This window comes from Microbacterium sp. Be9, from assembly GCF_011754135.1.
Classification (GTDB): Bacteria; Actinomycetota; Actinomycetes; order Actinomycetales; family Microbacteriaceae; genus Microbacterium; species Microbacterium maritypicum_A.
Genome location: NZ_WNWT01000002.1, coordinates 18,369 through 33,578, shown reverse-complemented (window position 1 = coordinate 33,578; position 15,210 = coordinate 18,369). Strand labels below are relative to the sequence as shown.

The 15,210-nt window shown below is 68.9% G+C and carries 13 protein-coding genes; 11 read left to right on the top strand and 2 right to left on the bottom strand.

What is annotated here, in order from left to right:
* Position 1: 1 nt before the first annotated feature.
* Complete coding sequence (locus tag GLO27_RS01240; protein ID WP_167253228.1) at positions 2-5,968, top strand: DUF5979 domain-containing protein; 5,967 nt, start codon at positions 2-4, stop codon at positions 5,966-5,968.
* A gap of 67 nt (positions 5,969-6,035) precedes the next feature.
* Here GLO27_RS01240 and GLO27_RS01235 read toward each other — a convergent pair whose 3' ends face one another.
* Positions 6,036-6,401, bottom strand: coding sequence for a cupin domain-containing protein (locus tag GLO27_RS01235; RefSeq protein WP_167253242.1), 366 nt, complete (start codon positions 6,399-6,401; stop codon positions 6,036-6,038).
* Between the two features lie 62 nt (positions 6,402-6,463).
* Here GLO27_RS01235 and GLO27_RS01230 point away from each other — a divergent pair, with 62 nt between their 5' ends.
* Both GLO27_RS01230 and GLO27_RS01225 read left to right on the top strand, forming a co-directional pair.
* Entirely contained in the window at positions 6,464-6,862 is a 399-nt protein-coding gene (locus tag GLO27_RS01230) for a hypothetical protein (protein ID WP_021198946.1), read from the top strand.
* Between the two features lie 45 nt (positions 6,863-6,907).
* Complete coding sequence (locus GLO27_RS01225) at positions 6,908-8,608, top strand: long-chain-fatty-acid--CoA ligase (protein ID WP_167253240.1); 1,701 nt, start codon at positions 6,908-6,910, stop codon at positions 8,606-8,608.
* A 76-nt stretch (positions 8,609-8,684) separates the two neighbouring features.
* Here GLO27_RS01225 and GLO27_RS01220 read toward each other — a convergent pair whose 3' ends face one another.
* Complete coding sequence (locus tag GLO27_RS01220) at positions 8,685-9,899, bottom strand: Fic family protein (RefSeq protein WP_347878382.1); 1,215 nt, start codon at positions 9,897-9,899, stop codon at positions 8,685-8,687.
* 230 nt (positions 9,900-10,129) lie between these two features.
* Here GLO27_RS01220 and GLO27_RS01215 point away from each other — a divergent pair, with 230 nt between their 5' ends.
* Genes GLO27_RS01215 through fliQ form a run of 8 tightly spaced genes read left to right on the top strand, consistent with a single transcriptional unit; the run spans position 10,130 to position 15,209 of the window.
* Positions 10,130-10,378 (top strand): flagellar FlbD family protein, encoded by a 249-nt coding sequence (locus GLO27_RS01215; RefSeq protein ID WP_167253238.1) that lies wholly within the window; start codon positions 10,130-10,132, stop codon positions 10,376-10,378.
* Positions 10,378-11,187: a MotA/TolQ/ExbB proton channel family protein gene (locus GLO27_RS01210; RefSeq protein ID WP_021198950.1), complete on the top strand. Its 810-nt coding sequence runs from the start codon at positions 10,378-10,380 to the stop codon at positions 11,185-11,187. The genes GLO27_RS01215 and GLO27_RS01210 overlap by 1 nt, the downstream gene beginning before the upstream one ends.
* The gene (locus tag GLO27_RS01205) at positions 11,184-11,993 is read left to right on the top strand and encodes a flagellar motor protein MotB (protein ID WP_021198951.1); all 810 of its coding nucleotides are present in this window, start codon (positions 11,184-11,186) and stop codon (positions 11,991-11,993) included. Before GLO27_RS01210 ends, GLO27_RS01205 begins: the two co-directional genes overlap by 4 nt.
* 49 nt (positions 11,994-12,042) lie before the next feature.
* Entirely contained in the window at positions 12,043-12,975 is a 933-nt protein-coding gene (locus GLO27_RS01200) for a flagellar motor switch protein FliM (protein WP_167253236.1), read from the top strand.
* Positions 12,972-13,631, top strand: coding sequence for a flagellar motor switch protein FliN (gene fliN / locus GLO27_RS01195; RefSeq protein ID WP_021198953.1), 660 nt, complete (start codon positions 12,972-12,974; stop codon positions 13,629-13,631). The genes GLO27_RS01200 and fliN overlap by 4 nt, the downstream gene beginning before the upstream one ends.
* A gap of 32 nt (positions 13,632-13,663) precedes the next feature.
* The gene (locus GLO27_RS01190; protein WP_021198954.1) at positions 13,664-14,128 is read left to right on the top strand and encodes a flagellar biosynthetic protein FliO; all 465 of its coding nucleotides are present in this window, start codon (positions 13,664-13,666) and stop codon (positions 14,126-14,128) included.
* Positions 14,125-14,940 carry a flagellar type III secretion system pore protein FliP gene (gene fliP / locus GLO27_RS01185; RefSeq protein WP_021198955.1) on the top strand — a complete coding sequence of 272 codons (816 nt, stop codon included), beginning with the start codon at positions 14,125-14,127 and terminating at the stop codon, positions 14,938-14,940. The genes GLO27_RS01190 and fliP overlap by 4 nt, the downstream gene beginning before the upstream one ends.
* Complete coding sequence (fliQ, locus tag GLO27_RS01180) at positions 14,937-15,209, top strand: flagellar biosynthesis protein FliQ (protein ID WP_021198956.1); 273 nt, start codon at positions 14,937-14,939, stop codon at positions 15,207-15,209. The genes fliP and fliQ overlap by 4 nt, the downstream gene beginning before the upstream one ends.
* Position 15,210: the final 1 nt, after the last annotated feature.

Genomic DNA, 15,210 nt, shown 5'->3' with positions numbered 1-15,210 from the left:
AATGTCCAGGACGAATCGACCCGCCGAGAACCAGCTGCGCCGCTTCCTCTTGGCCCTCATCGCCATCATCGGGCTCGTCGGTGCCGGACTGGTCGTCCCGCTGGCCGCCCAGGCCGCAGAATCCTCGCTCCGCATCGACAAGCTCGTCGACGGACTCGATACACAGGACTCCCTGCAGCCCGGCGATGAGTTCACCTACACGGTCGATCTGGTCTGCGACGACGTGGACTGCCTCAACGTGGTCCTCACGGACACCCTTCCGGCCGAGTTCGCCGGCTTCCAGTTCGTCGGCTCGTCGTACACCCCCTCCACTCTGCCGCTGAACGTCACCACGACCGGATGCGTCGAAGAAGGCGGTGTACCCGTCGAGGTCACCGACGACTGCTCGGTCATGGTCGTCTTCGAGCAGCCCGTGGATGGCGGAGTCGGCCTCGAAGCCGGCGGAACCCTCAAGCTCAGCGTGGTGCTGCGCGCACCGCTCGACCTGCCCGCCGACTGGGCGTACAACGGCGACACCGTGACGAACACCGCGACGGCGGACTGGGACAACGGTCCAGGAGACGTCCCCGCGACCATCTCGGACACGGCGGATGCGGTCGTCACGATCGACACGGTCATCGGGGTCGAGGCCAGCAAGAGCTGGTCGCCCGCCTCGCAGCAGTTCGACCCCGGCGCGACCTCCCAGATCACGATCGGCGCCCAGAACCAGTCGAACATCGGCGGCGACGCACTCGTGATCCAGGAGCCGACGGGCGCCGTCGACGGAGCGGCGACCCTCAGCGCCGACAATCCTTTCCGCATCGTCGACTTCCAAGGGTTCGTATCCACGACCCTTCCCCCGGACGCGACCACGGTCCAGGTCGACGCGTATGTCTACGACGAGGGAACGGGGACGTGGAGCTGGCAGACCGGCACACCGGGCAGCGCTCCCGGGCTGCCGGCCGGCGTCGACCCCGGTGATGTCGGCGGCATCCGCCTGACCTATGCCGGTGGCACCATCGCCTCGGATGCCACCGCCTCCACGGGCTTCACCGTGGAGCAGCGCGCGACGGATCGCAACGACGAGAGCTCGCTCGCTACGGGCGCCTCCGTCACGAACAGCGTCACGTCCATCGTGAACGCACCCGGCGGCGCGACGGCGAGCGACGAGGCAACGGCGCCCTACGAGATCGGTCCGCTGACCGTCGACGTGGTCGCGGGCAAGACGATCACTCCGGCGGAGCTCCCCGCCGGCGGAGACGCGATGGCGGAGCTCACGGCGACGAACACGTCGAACGGCCCTGTGCAGAGCCTCAGCATCTCCGATCTCGGCTTCTTCGACGCCGAGATGCTCTTCGGCGGCTTCCCCTCCGGCATCCCGTACCCGGACGGAGCCACCGCCGGCGCGATCACCTGGTACATCGACGGGGTCGCGCAGCCTCCCGTCCCGTTCGCGGACGGGGACGCGCCGACCCCGCCCACAGGCACCGTCACCGGCTTCGTCATCGACTTCACCGGCCAGATCCCTGCCGGCACGGTCGCGACGATCGACGTGGGAATCGAGCCCTCGCTCGCGCTCGTCAGCACCGAGGCACCGACGCACCAGCGGACGAACAGCATCGACGTGACCGCGACCAACGACGTGGGTACCGCTGACGACGCAGCGGCCGATGACATCACGGTCTACTTCCCGCAGATCGGGGTCGCGGTCGACAAGCAGATCACGCCGGGCGGCGCCGTCGAACCGGGCAACAGTGTGGTCGCCAGCCTGACCGCGACCACCGAGACGGGCGTCGCGCAGGTGGATCCGACCCAGATCGTCGTCGAGGACTCCTGGCGCGACGACCAGGCGGACGACTTCTGGAACGCGTTCGACATCGTGGCGATCGCGCCCACCCAGGTCCCGCCGAACACCACCGCGACGGTCGAGTACCAGCGGCCGGACGGATCGTGGGCGACGCTCGCCACGGTCAGCACAGGCGAGACCGCGCAGACGTTCCAGATGAGCCGTGCAGAGTTCGCGGCCGCGCTCACGCCACCCGATCTCCCCTCCGACGTCACCGGGATACGGTTCACCTTCGACAACCCGGACGGATTCTCCCAGGGGTTCAGCGTCGTGCCGAACGTCGTCTTCGATGCGCGGGCCGACCTGCGCGACGGATCCGGCCCCACCGACCCGCGGGATGCCCCCGAGGACGAGCAGTCCGCGCAGGAGCCCACTGTCTATGAGAACGAGGCGAGCGCGCAGAGCCACGGGGAGGTCGACGGCCTGCCCGAGGGGATCGACAGCGACGTCGTGACCGACCAGGACACGATCGGCGTGCAGACTCCCGCCACCGGCGAGGGCGTGGGCGTCGACGCGAACAAGCGGTGGGTCCAGACGAGCGACAAGACCACCGATGCCGACTTCCTCGATGCGCAGTCCGGCGCGATCGTCTCCACGCGCAACGAGTGGCGGACCGGGACCCGCGGAATCGACACCCTCGTCCTCACCGATCCCGCCACGGCTCCGGACATGGATCCCCCGGGCGCAGCGACCACCGTGTTCCAGGCTTTCGACCTGCTGAGCATCGATCCGGTCACTCTCGCCGACGATCCCCTGCTCGCCTGGGACGACATCACCGAGGTCTGGCTCTTCGTCGATGGCGTGTGGACCCCCATCGCCGCGCCGGGAGGAACCTGGATGGGAGCCGACGGATTCGTCGGCTACACGCTCACGCCCGCGCAGACCGCCGGGACGACGGGAGTCCGCCTGGTCTACGAGCCCGATGACGCCGCACGCACCGCGAGCACGGATCCCACGCGACCCGAACCAGGCTCCGGACTCGCGACCTCCGCCGTCGGAGAATACCGGCCGACCTTCCTCACCTGGGAGCTGCGCAACGTCGTGCGCGACGACACGGCGACAGGCGACCGCTGGGTGAGCGCCGACGAGACCTTCAACGACCCCGACCCCGGCATCGTGTGGAACAGCCTCCGCGGTGACTGGACCTCGGCAGCGGGCAACGGCAGCGACTCGGAGCAGGACAACATCACCCTGATCGACCAGCCGCCGCTCGTCTCGGTCGAGAAGACCGTCACGCCGTCGAGCGTGACGATCCCGGAGTCCGCCGACGTCGACCCCGCGAACTATCCGGACGTGACGTTCGACATCGATGCCAGGAACGACAGCACCGCACGCGCGTCGTACGTGCGCGTGACCGATCCGATCCCCTGCGCGGCCGGAGCGGCGGACCAGTGCGTGAGCGCTCCCGGCGCCTGGGCGGATGACCCGTTCGACGACGCGGTCTACGACGCGGACACCAACCCCTACGAGCGCCTCACCGTGCAATCGCTCACCTTCGCCTACCCGGTCGAACAGGTGGACCCCGCCGCGTCGACCGTCACGCTCTGGGACCGTGCGACCGATGGCACGCTCAGCACCCGCACACTCTCCGTGACCGACGCGGGAACGCTCACCGCCGTCGATCTGGCCACCGTGGTCGGGATCAGCGTCGTGTTCCACGGCATCGACCCCACGACCGAGGGCGGCAGCATCCGCGCCGGGGAAGATCTGAGCGTCGGGATCGTCACCAAGGTGCGGCAGTACGAGCGTTCGGATGCCGATCAGCTCGTGGAGCCCGGCACCGTCGCCAACGACGTGATCGCCCAGTCCTACGACCCGGTCCTGACCCCTTCCGGCAACGCCTCGACGCCGAGCGACACCGCGAACGACACCGTGGTGCTCGTCAGCGCTCTGCTGGATGCGACGCTCGCGAAGACCATCGATCCGGAATCGATTCTCGAGACCCAGCTGCAAGACCCCGTCACCGTGACACTCGATGCGACGGACGGCTCCTCCACCGCGGCGACCCAGCAGGTCACCATCACGGATGCGGACGCCGCCTTCTGGAACGCGATGCAGTTGGCCCCCGACCCTGCGCTGACCGTGGTGCTGCCGGCCGGTGCCGACCAGGTGCGGATCGACGCGCTCGTGGGATCGACCTGGGTCGAAGGTGCGTTCGCGGCGACTGCGGCGCTCCCCACGGCGGCGGATCCGGCCGCGATCGTCGGCCTTCGGGCGGTGTTCCGCAATGCCGCCGGAGAGGTCTTCTCGCGCAATGCACCGCCCGACGACTGGACCGCGCAGCTCGCGTTCGACATCGTCGCGCTCACCACACAGAGAGATGGCACCGACCTGTCGCTGCCGACGACGCTCCCGAACACGGCGACGGTCGTGAGCGAGCGACTCGATGGACTGTATGCGGATGCCGACGCCGACGCCGATGCCGACCTGACGATCGATCCCGGCACGCACGAGCTCGATGTCGTGAAGTCGCAGCCCGGAACCAGCCACGTCGTGTCCATCGGCGCCAGCCTCCCGTGGACGCTGCAGTTCACCAACACCGGCACCGGTTTCCTCACGATCGACCAGCTCGTCGACACGCTCCCCGAATACCTCGATTGGGACTTCTCCCCACCGACCTATCAGACCTCGGCGGGGGGCACGCTGTCGACGAATGTGTCGGCTCTGATCGACAACGCCGGCAAGAACGTGACCTTCACCTGGCCGGAGGGCGGGAATCGGATGTCACCCGGTGAGGTCTTCACGATCACCGTGAACCTCGTGCTGGCCCCGGGACTCGCTCTCGACGAGTTCACGACCAACACGTTCGTCGTCACGACCGATGAGGCGCTCACCGCCTGCACGAATGCGTCCGGCAACGGGGAAGGCACGGTATCCGGCCTCGACGACGACCAGTGCGGAACGACCAACTACGTCCAGCCGTCACCGGGAGGATCCCTCGCGGCGTACAAGTACGTCAAGGGCGAAGTCGACGGCGACCTGGTCGACGGCGAGGTCAACCTGAACAACCCCGACGCGGCCTGCCCGCTCGACCCCGACGGCTACACCCGCACACCGTGCGCCGCCTACACCGCTGTCGGCGCCACGGACGACTGGCGGCTCTCCGTCGTGAACAGCGGCACGGTCGGATTCGAGACCGTATCGATCGTCGATCCTCTGCCGCGGATCGGCGACCGGCTGCTGGCGACCGGCGCTGCACGCAACACCACATTCGACCCGGTGCTCCTCCCCGAGTCCCTGGCCGCGAACATCCTCCCGGTCGGAGCGACCCTGACCCTGGACGTGACGACCTCGGCTTCGCCCTGCGTGGGCACGGGATCGAGCTCGGCATGGTTCGGCGATCTGCTCTGCGACACCACCGCGACCTGGGTGCCCGTCCGCTCCTACGCCGGCGCGTGGGAGGAGGTGACCGGAATCCGGGTCACGATCGACTTCACCGCCACGGCGGCCGGGTCGTTCGGCCCTGGCCAGGTGCTGTCGCTGCACTACGAGACGCAGAACGTTCCGGAATCGCCGGAGTATCCGGACCTCGCTCCGATCACCGTCCCCGATGCCGGGGGCTTCGCGTGGAATCAGATGGGCGCGGTGGGCACGGATGCCGGCGGGCGCGAGTACTCCGTGGCCCCCGTGCAGGCCGGGGTCACCCTGCTCGACGGCGACCTCGGGGTGCAGAAGGTGCTGGCCGGCGACACGGGGGGAGCTCCGGACAGCTTCGATTTCCTCGTCGAGTGCACGGTCGCCGGCGTTCCCCTCGTGCTCCCCGCAGGCGGCACCCTCACCGTGTCGAGCGCGGACGACCTTCGCACGCGCCTCGACGGGATCCCGCTGGGCTCGGTGTGCCGAGTGTCCGAGACCGGTGCGGTCGGTGCCTTCGGAGAGGGGTCGAGGCTCAACGACGGCCAGACCGTCACGATCACCACCCCGGCCACCGGAGGTGAGCCGCCGACGTCTCAGATCGCGGCGATCACGAACGTGTACCTCGTTCCACCCCCGGATCCGAATCCGGACGGCGGCGGCGGCGGCCTCCCGTCCACCGGAGTCGACGGGCCCGCCGTATCCCTGTTCGCAGGGATCGGGATCCTGCTCATCCTCGCCGGGGGACTCCTGGTCCGCCGTCGACGTCACGGGGTCGCCCTCACCTGACCGTCTCGTCGTCGGGAGGTTCGGTCCGGCTGTTCCGACGTCGATGCTCCGGCTGCGGGTTGTCCGGCTATCCGAACTCGCGGAGCTCCGATGTCATCTCACCGCCGGCATCGCCCGTGTTGACGGTGCCCTTCGGCTCGAAGAGGATCGCGTGCACCTCCTGATCGGCGCGCGGGCAGTGCTCGACGCCCTTCGGGACGACGAAGACATCGTTCGGTCCGAGCACGACATCGCGGTCGCGCAGCTGGATCGTCAGCTCTCCGTGCACCACCATGAAGAGCTCGTCGGTATCGGGGTGGGTGTGCCAGACGAACTCGCCGAGCAGTTTGACGACCTTGACGTCGTAGTCGTTGATGCTCGTCAATCGATGCGGCTGCCAGTGCTCGGTGATGCTCGCCAGCGCCGCCTGCACGTTCCGTGTGTCTTCGTCCACCCCGTCAGCCTAGGCCGCCGGGTTTCGCCGGTACTGTCGTCTGAGGGAGAACGGAGCCGGTCATGAACGCGGTCGACGCTGTCGGCACCATCGCCGAGGTCCTCTCGTGGATCGGCCTCGGCATCGGGCTCCCGCTGCTCGCGATCGTGCTCCTGGTGAAACTGCACGACGGCTCCTGGGTGCCGCACGAGGTGGTCATCGTCGAGGACGACGGCGGCCGGGCGCGAGCACGCTGGTTCGCCGCCGGCGACTTCTGGGAGCGCCCGCTGCGCGCGGAGGAATCGGTCCATTGGCACGGGCGGGAAGAAGCCGACGCGTTCCTCAGTGAACGGCACCCGAGCCTGATGCGGTTCGAACCCCGACGGCCCCTGCTGCATGCGTTCCAGGTGCTGGGGATCACGCTGGCCGGGGTCGGCGCGGCCTCCGTCATCCTGTCGATCGTGCTCCTCTTCCTCGGCTGAACGGATGCGGTGTCCGCTGAGAGGGATCCCGGGCAGGATGGAGGCATGCCCGAATCCCCGCTCGCCTCCCGACCCTGGCTCGACTCCTACGCGGAGGGTGTCCCCGCGGAGATCGCGGATCCGTCGCAGACTCTGCCCGAGATGCTGTCGGCGACTGTGAAGTCTTTCGGGCGGCGCCCGGCACTGGACTTCTTCGGAGCGGTCACGACCTATCGCGAGCTCGGGGAGCAGGTCGAGCGGGCGGCCGAGGGTCTGCGGCGCCTCGGCGTCGGCCACGGCGACCGGGTGGCGCTGGTGCTGCCCAACTGCCCTCAGCACGTGGTCGCCTTCTACGCGATCCTCCGGCTCGGCGCGATCGTGGTCGAGCACAACCCGCTCTACACCGCGCGCGAGCTGCGGCATCAGTTCGAGGATCACGGCGCCCGCGTCGCGGTCGTGTGGGACAAATCGGTCGACACGGTCGCCGGATTCCCCGTCGATGTCAAGGTCGAGCACATCGTGAGCGTCGACATCACCACGGCGATGCCGCTGTCGAAGCGCCTCGCGCTCCGCCTGCCCCTGCCCCGGGCCCGCGAGGCCAGGGCGAAGCTCACCGGCGCCCCGAAGGCGCGGCACCTGATCGCGTGGAAGAGCCTCGCCGATCACCGACGCCTCTCCCGACGGGTGGGGGGACCGGGCCTGGAAGACATCGCCCTGCTGCAGTACACGAGCGGGACGACGGGTGTCCCGAAGGGAGCGATCCTCACGCACGCGAATCTCCGTGCCAACGCGATGCAGGGGCGGGCGTGGGTGCCGGGTCTCGTCGACGGCGAGGAGACGTTCTACGGCGTGCTGCCGCTGTTCCACGCCTACGGCATGACCCTGTGCCTCACCTTCGCGATGAGCATCGGCGCGCGACTCGTCCTCTTCCCGACGTTCGACCTGGGATTGGTCACCGCGGCGGCGCGTACGACGCCGCCCACCTTCCTTCCCGCCGTACCGCCGATCTACGACGCGCTCGCACGTGCGGCCGGCCGAGGAACGATCGACCTCTCGACCGTGCGCTTCGCGATCTCCGGCGCCATGAGCCTTCCGGTCGCCACGGTGAAGCGCTGGGAGGAGGCGACCGGCGGTCTGCTCGTCGAGGGCTACGGCATGACCGAGAGCTCACCGGTCGCGCTGGGCAACCCGATGGGCCCGACGCGTCGCCCCGGCACCGTCGGGGTGCCCTTCCCGAGCACGGAGATCCGCGTCGTCGACCCGGCCGACCCTGCGGTCGACCTTCCCGCCGGCGAGCCCGGCGAGCTCCTCATCCGCGGACCGCAGGTCTTCCAGGGGTACTGGGGGCGTCCGGGCGAGACGGCAGATGCCCTGCTGCCGGACGGCTGGCTCCGATCCGGCGACATCGCCCAGGTCTCCTCCGACGGGTTCGTGAGCATCGTCGACCGCCTCAAGGAGCTCATCATCACCGGCGGGTTCAACGTGTCTCCCAGCGAGGTGGAAGACGCGCTGGTCGCCCATCCCGATGTCGTCGCCGCGGCGGTCGTCGGTCTGCCGCGACCCCACGGCGGAGAGGAGGTCGCCGCCGCCGTGGTGCTCCGCGACGGTGCGGCCCTCGACGTGGATGCGCTGCGCGACTTCTGCCGCACCCGGCTCACCCCCTACAAGGTGCCTCGCCGGATCACCGCCGTCGACGACCTCCCCCGGTCGCTCATCGGCAAGGTGCTGCGTCGTCAGGTGCGCGACCGCCTGCTCGCCGACCGCTGAGTCGTCTCGGTCGCACTGCGAGCACGAAGCATCTCGGAGCGACACCCACGTGATCGCAGTCCCGCCGGTTGGCCCTTCAGTTGCCCATCTCCGCCTGGATCCGCCGGTCGAGGTCGTCGAGCTCCGCGAGCAGTTCGGCGGCGACCCAGACACGGTCCCGCTTGCGTCCGGTGATCTCTTGCACGAATCCTGCCGCTTCGAGCTGAGCGATGGCCTTGTAGGCCTGTTGCTCCGACGAACCTGAGCGCTGCTCGATCTCGCCTGCTGCCATGACGGGGTGATCGTAGAACCCGGGAATCAGCGCGGCGACCGCAGAACCGGCCCGCGGGCGCAGCTCGTTCGCCCACTCGGCTGGAAGACCTTTGATGCGGGCGATGGATTCGCGCGAGCACGAAGCCGCTGCGCGGGCCGCCCGGGCGAACAGCGCAATGAGCGGCGACGGCTCACCCCGCCGATAGTCGCCGAGCGCGGCGAAGTACTCGTCCCGTTTGGCGAGAAGCCCGCTCGCCAGGGGAACGACGGCGTTGACGGCAGCGCCACGGCGACGAAGCACGGCCGACACGAGGGCGCGGCCGAGACGACCGTTGCCATCCGTGAACGCATGGATGGACTCGAACTGCGCATGTCCGATCGCCGCCTGCACGATCACCGGGATGTCGTCTCGGTTGAGGAAAGCGATCAGGTCGTCCATCAACGCGGCGACTCGTTGCGGTGCCGGTGGCACATGAAGCGCACCTCGCGGCGAGTGGTCGCTTCCCCCGATCCAGTTCTGCATGTCACGCAAACGACCGGCATACGCCGCTTCGACGGGATCGTCCTTCATCAAGTCGTGGTGAGCGATGAGGAGGTCCTCGACCGCGAACAGACCTCGGTCGCCGACTCCGGCGACGAGGCCATGCAGTGCCGTGCTCGCCGCCACCATGCTCGTGGCCGAGGCGTTCGAACGGTTGCCGGCCAGCGCCCTGGCGTAGTCGGTCGCGCTGGCGGTGATCCGCTCGATCTTCGACGACGCGACGGATTCTGTGCGCATCATGAATCGGCTCAGCGCCGCCGAATGCCCCTCCGCGTCGGTATCCGCTTGCGCGATAGCAAGCAGAGCACCCTCCGAGGCGACGACTGTCGCCATGGGGGCGGCGTAGTCGAGACCCGCGATCATCGGGGGGATCGTGGCGTCGACGGATGCCAGCGTCCGATCGTCCCGAGTGTCGCCACGGACCTGTTGGCGCCACGGAAGCGTCTCCACGGTGTGTGCCGGCCACCTGGTTCCCGGCGTACTTGCATCAGTGTCCACAAAGACGAGTATCGCACTCGTTACTAAGGTTTAGATCAATTAAAGACGAGTAATGTCGGACTGCTCGCGCTTCTGCTCCACGCCGACGGCAACTTCGTCGCGCGAACCTCCCGAACCGGGCCTTGCTAACGACCGGAGCCGGCCGGCCGACAGTCACCCCCGACAGCCCAGGACGGGCCGTCGGGTCCGTGCTCCCCGGAACACGGACGGATCTTTCCAGGATGGAGCCCATGATCGTCCTCACGCGCCTGAACCGTTCGCGGTTCGCGGTGAACCCCGACCTGATCGAACGTGTCCAGGCCACGCCGGACACGACGCTCATCATGGTCGACGGTGCGACCTTCGTCGTGACCGAGACGATGGATGACGTGATCGCGCAGATCACCCGGTTCCGCGCCGGAGTGCTCGCCACGGCCGCCGCTCTGATCAGCACCGCCGGATCGGATTCCGCCGCCCCCGATGCCGAGGGCGGTCTCTGATGGATCCGTCTCTCATCCTCGGACTGGTCCTCGCGTTCGGCGCACTGATCGCCATGATCAACCTCGAGGGCGCCACCATCGGATCGCTGCTGATCCCCGCCCCGATGGTGCTGGTCTTCGGAGCCACGATCGCCGTCGGCATCGCGAGCGGCACGGTGCGCGATGCGCTGCATGCGGTCAAGTCGCTCCCCCGCGCCTTCCGCGGCGAGCGCCGCACCGCGTCGAGCATGATCGACACGGTGGTCGGCTACGCCGAGAAGGCGCGCGCCGAAGGGCTCCTCGCCCTCGAGCAGGGACTCGAGGACGAGAAGGACCCGTTCCTGCGCCAGGCGCTGCAGAGCATCGCGGACGGGACCGACGCCGAAGACCTGCGAACGCTGCTGGAGGATGAGCTCACCTCGACCGCCGCCCGCAACCGCACCGCCTCACGCTTCTACATGACGCTCGGCGGCTTCGCGCCCACGGTCGGCATCATCGGCACCGTCGTCTCCCTCACGCACGTGCTGGAGAAGCTCGACAAGCCCGACACGCTCGGTCCCATGATCGCGACAGCGTTCGTCGCGACACTGTGGGGTCTACTCTCGGCCAACTTCATCTGGTTGCCCATCGGCGGACGCCTCCAGCGTCTCGGCGAGCTCGAACTCGAACGCATGACCGTGCTCATGGAGGGCATGCTCGCGATCCAGGCCGGCGCACCGCCGCAGTTCGTCGGCGAGCGCCTGCGAGCCCTCGTGTCCGAACGCTCCTCCGCCCGCTCCGGCCGGAAGGCCCGCACCCGAGCAGCCGAGGAGACGGAGCAGGCGTCATGAGCGTCCGTGCCCGTCGCCGCGTGCCGCAGGAGGAGCACAGCGGTCCGGACGAGCGGTGGATGGCGTCCTACATGGACATGGTCACGGTGCTGATGTGCATGTTCATCGTGCTGTTCGCGATGTCGACCGTCGACCAGGAGAAGTTCGAGGCTCTCAGCGCCTCCCTCGCGACCGGCTTCGGGCAGGAGCCCTCGGACGAGATCGACGCAACGACAGGCGTGGTCGTGCCTCCCGAACTGGTCGATGAGAAGGGCGAGGACTTCGCCGACATCGACCTCGCCGCTGCGCAGACCGAGTTCAACGAGCTGTCGGCGCTGCGTGAGCGCCTGCGTCAGGTGCTCGCCCAGAACGGTCTCGAAGCCGACGTCACCTTCACGATCGATGAGCGCGGCCTCACGATCGGCCTCGTGAGTGCCGAGACCTTCTTCGACACGAACAGCACGACGCTCAGTGCGAAAGCGCTCCTCGTCCTCGACGCGCTCGGCTCGGTGCTGGTCACCACCGCCAACGAGATCTCGGTCGAGGGCCACGCCGACGTGCGCGGATCGGTCGCCCCGTACCCCACGAACTGGGAGCTGTCCGCCGGACGCTCCACCCAGGTGCTGCGGCACCTCGTCGAGGCCTCGGGGCTGCCGCCCGCGCACCTGAAATCGGTCGGATTCGGCGACACGAGGCCGGTCGCCCCAGGCGACTCCCCCGATGCCCTGGCCCAGAACCGACGGGTCGACATCGTCGTCCTCTCCGATGCGAACGAGGAGGTGCGCGCGCTCATCCCCCAGGCACAGGCGGGAAAGCCGTCCTCCTGACCCGCCTTCTCACCTAACGCACGCCGTTCACCGCCCGATAGTCCGGTTCGTGGTGATCGAGGACAGCGTGCGCTCCGACGTGCGCGCGGAAACGGCGACGAAGAGCGCCGACGTCGAGGTGTACGACTTCGGCCGTTCGGCGACCCTCTCGCGCGAGCACACCCGAGCACTGGAACTGGCCTTCGAGACCTTCTCCCGCCAGTGGTCCGCGCAGCTCTCGGCGAAGATCCACGTGCGCGCCACCATCGCGGTCGAGCACGTCGGCATGATGACATACGGCGAGTACGCCCAGTCGCTGCCGACGACGACCACGATGATCGTGTGCGCCCTGCCCGACTCGGAAGAGCGCCTCATCGTGCAGCTGCCGACCTCCGCCGCGACCGCCTGGATCGTGCAGATGGTGGGCGGACGAGCTTCCGCAGCCTCAGAGGACCGCACGTTCACCCCGATCGAGCAGGCCCTGATCCGATCGCTGATCGTCGACGCGATCGACCACCTCACCGGTGCGCTCGACGGTCTTCTCCCCACCGGGGTCGCCTTCAGCGGCATCCAGTACAGCTCGCAGTTCGCCCAGGTGGCAGCATCCGGCGAACCCGTCATCGTCGCACGGTTCTCGATGCGGCTCGCCGGTCGCACCGTGCCGACGAGCGTGATGCTGCCGGCCTCCGTGCTCGCCGGTTTCACCGTGCGTCCGTCCGACGACGAGCGCACCGCGGCACCCGCCCGGATCCGTCGCCAGGTCGAGATCGCCCCGGTCGAAATCGCGCTGCGACTCGCACCGCGAGCCGTGCTGCCCCGCGAGGTCCTGGATCTGTCCGTCGGCGACGTCATCGCGTTCCCGCACTCCGCCGATCGTCCGATGGTCCTCTCCGTCGGTGATCAGACCGTCGCCACGGCGGCCGTCGGCAGTGCCGGAGCGCGCCTGGCCTGCGTCGTCACCACCACCGTCCCCGATCCCGCTTTCGCCGAGGAGCCCGCGTGACCAGCACCACCACCTACGAGTCCGCCGTCGCCGCCGCCTTCGCCGCATCGTTGCCGACCGCCTCCCCTCTCGTCGCGCGCGCCTCGCAGGTCTCCGGCGACACCGGCGACGCCCTGGTCGTGCAGTTCGTCGGCGAGGCGAGCGCGCAGTTGGCGGTGCAGCTGTTCGAACCCGAGATCCTGGTCGACGGCCTCGGCGGCACGCCCCTGGCCGACCGGCTGCGCGATGCACTGGAGAGCGCGACCAGCGCGCTCGGTGCCGGTGCCCTCGGCGCAGGCACGGTCGGCGATGCCTCCTCCCTCTTCGCCGACCCGGCCGTGCAGCTCTTCGACCTCCAGGACGACGCCGACCACACGGTCGGCCGGCTCGCCGTCGTCGTGACGCGCGCGCCCGCCGGTGCCTCCTCGTCCTCGCGGCGGCTGCACCGCATCGCGGGCGTCGAGATGGAGCTCACCGTCGAGATCGGGCGCACCAGGATGGCGGTGCGCGATGTGCTCGATCTGGAACCGGGACGCATCGTCGAGCTCGATCGCTCCGCCGGCGCTCCGGCCGACATCAAGCTCAACGGACGCATCATCGCGCACGGCGAGGTCGTCGTCGTCGACCAGGACTATGCGGTGCGGATCACCCGCATCCTCGAGAACGTCGAGGCCTGACCCTGGACGACCTCCTGCTCGGCCTACGGGTCGTGCTCTCGCTCGCCGCAGTGCTCGGGGTGCTGTGGTTCCTGCAGCGACGCGTCGCGCGCACGCAGGCGCGTCGCCGCGACAGCGAGGCGATCACGGTGCTCGGGCGCCAGGGGGTCGGCCCGAAGGCGCAGATCGTCGTGATCCAGACGGAGGACGCCCGGTACGTGCTCGGCGTCACCGAGCACGGCGTGAACGTCGTCGACCGTCTGCCGGTCAGACCCGCAGATGAGCCGGAGGAGACCGCACGGTCGACGTGGTCGGCGACGACGTCAGAGGCGGCGTCCGACGCCGAGGAGTTCGACCGCATCCTCGCCGCCACCGCCCTGACCGAATCGGCGGCCGGCCCTCCCGTGACGCCGGCGCCGCAACGCCGGGTCCGTCACCGGAACGACCCGCTGCGTGGCTCCATCCTCTCCCCCGAAACCTGGCGGCAGACCGCCGAGGCCATCCGGCGCACCCGATGAGCGTCGCCCGTGGGGTCGTCGACGGGCGCGCGCTGCGGCGAATCGCGCTGATCCTCGCCGCGGCCGCGGTGCTGGTCGTCGTGATGACGCTCCTGTCGGGCACGGCCGCCCACGCACAGGTGACCCCGGACGACCCGGGCGAGGGCGTCACGATCGACATCAACGGCGTCGACGGCGGTCCGTCCGGCTCGATCCTGACCCTGCTGGGCATCACCCTGCTCTCGGTCGCCCCCGCGCTCCTGCTGATGATGTCGTCTTTCACGAAGATCTTCGTGGTGCTGGCGATGACCAGGAATGCCCTCTCGCTGCCGACCATCCCGCCCAACCAGGTGCTGGCCGGCCTGTCGCTCTTCCTGTCGCTGTTCATCATGTGGCCGGTGCTCACCGAGATCAACACGGTGGCAGTGCAGCCCTACATCGACGGCACGCTCACCTTCACGCAGGCCATCGACGTCGGCCAGCTGCCTCTGCAGGAGTGGATGCTCCGCTTCACGCGCGAAGAGGACCTCGCCCTGATGACCCGGATGGCGGGTCAGCCCAACCCCGAGGACCCTTCGAGCGTCCCGATGTACACGCTCATCCCCGCGTTCATGATCTCCGAGCTGCGGGCCGCGTTCATCATCGGCTTCGTGATCTTCGTCCCGTTCCTGGTCATCGACCTCGTCGTGGCCGCGGCGCTGATGTCGATGGGGATGATGATGCTCCCGCCCGTGATGATCTCGCTGCCGTTCAAGATCCTGCTGTTCATCCTCGTCGACGGCTGGGGGCTCATCATCCGGGCGCTGCTCGAGAGTTACGGAGGGGTGGGATGAGTCCCGAAGCCGTCATCGACATCGGAACGCAGGGGCTGCTCATCGCGGCGAAACTCGCCGCGCCCGTGCTGGTCACCGCCCTCGTGGTGGGCTTCGCCATCTCGCTGCTGCAGTCGATCACGCAGGTGCAGGAGGTGACGCTGTCGTTCGTGCCGAAGATCGTCGCCGTCGGGATCGCCCTGCTCATCGCGGGCAACTGGATGATCGCGGAGATGATCGCCTTCACGAACGAGATGTTCGCCCGTATCCCCTCGCTGCTGAGCGGATGAC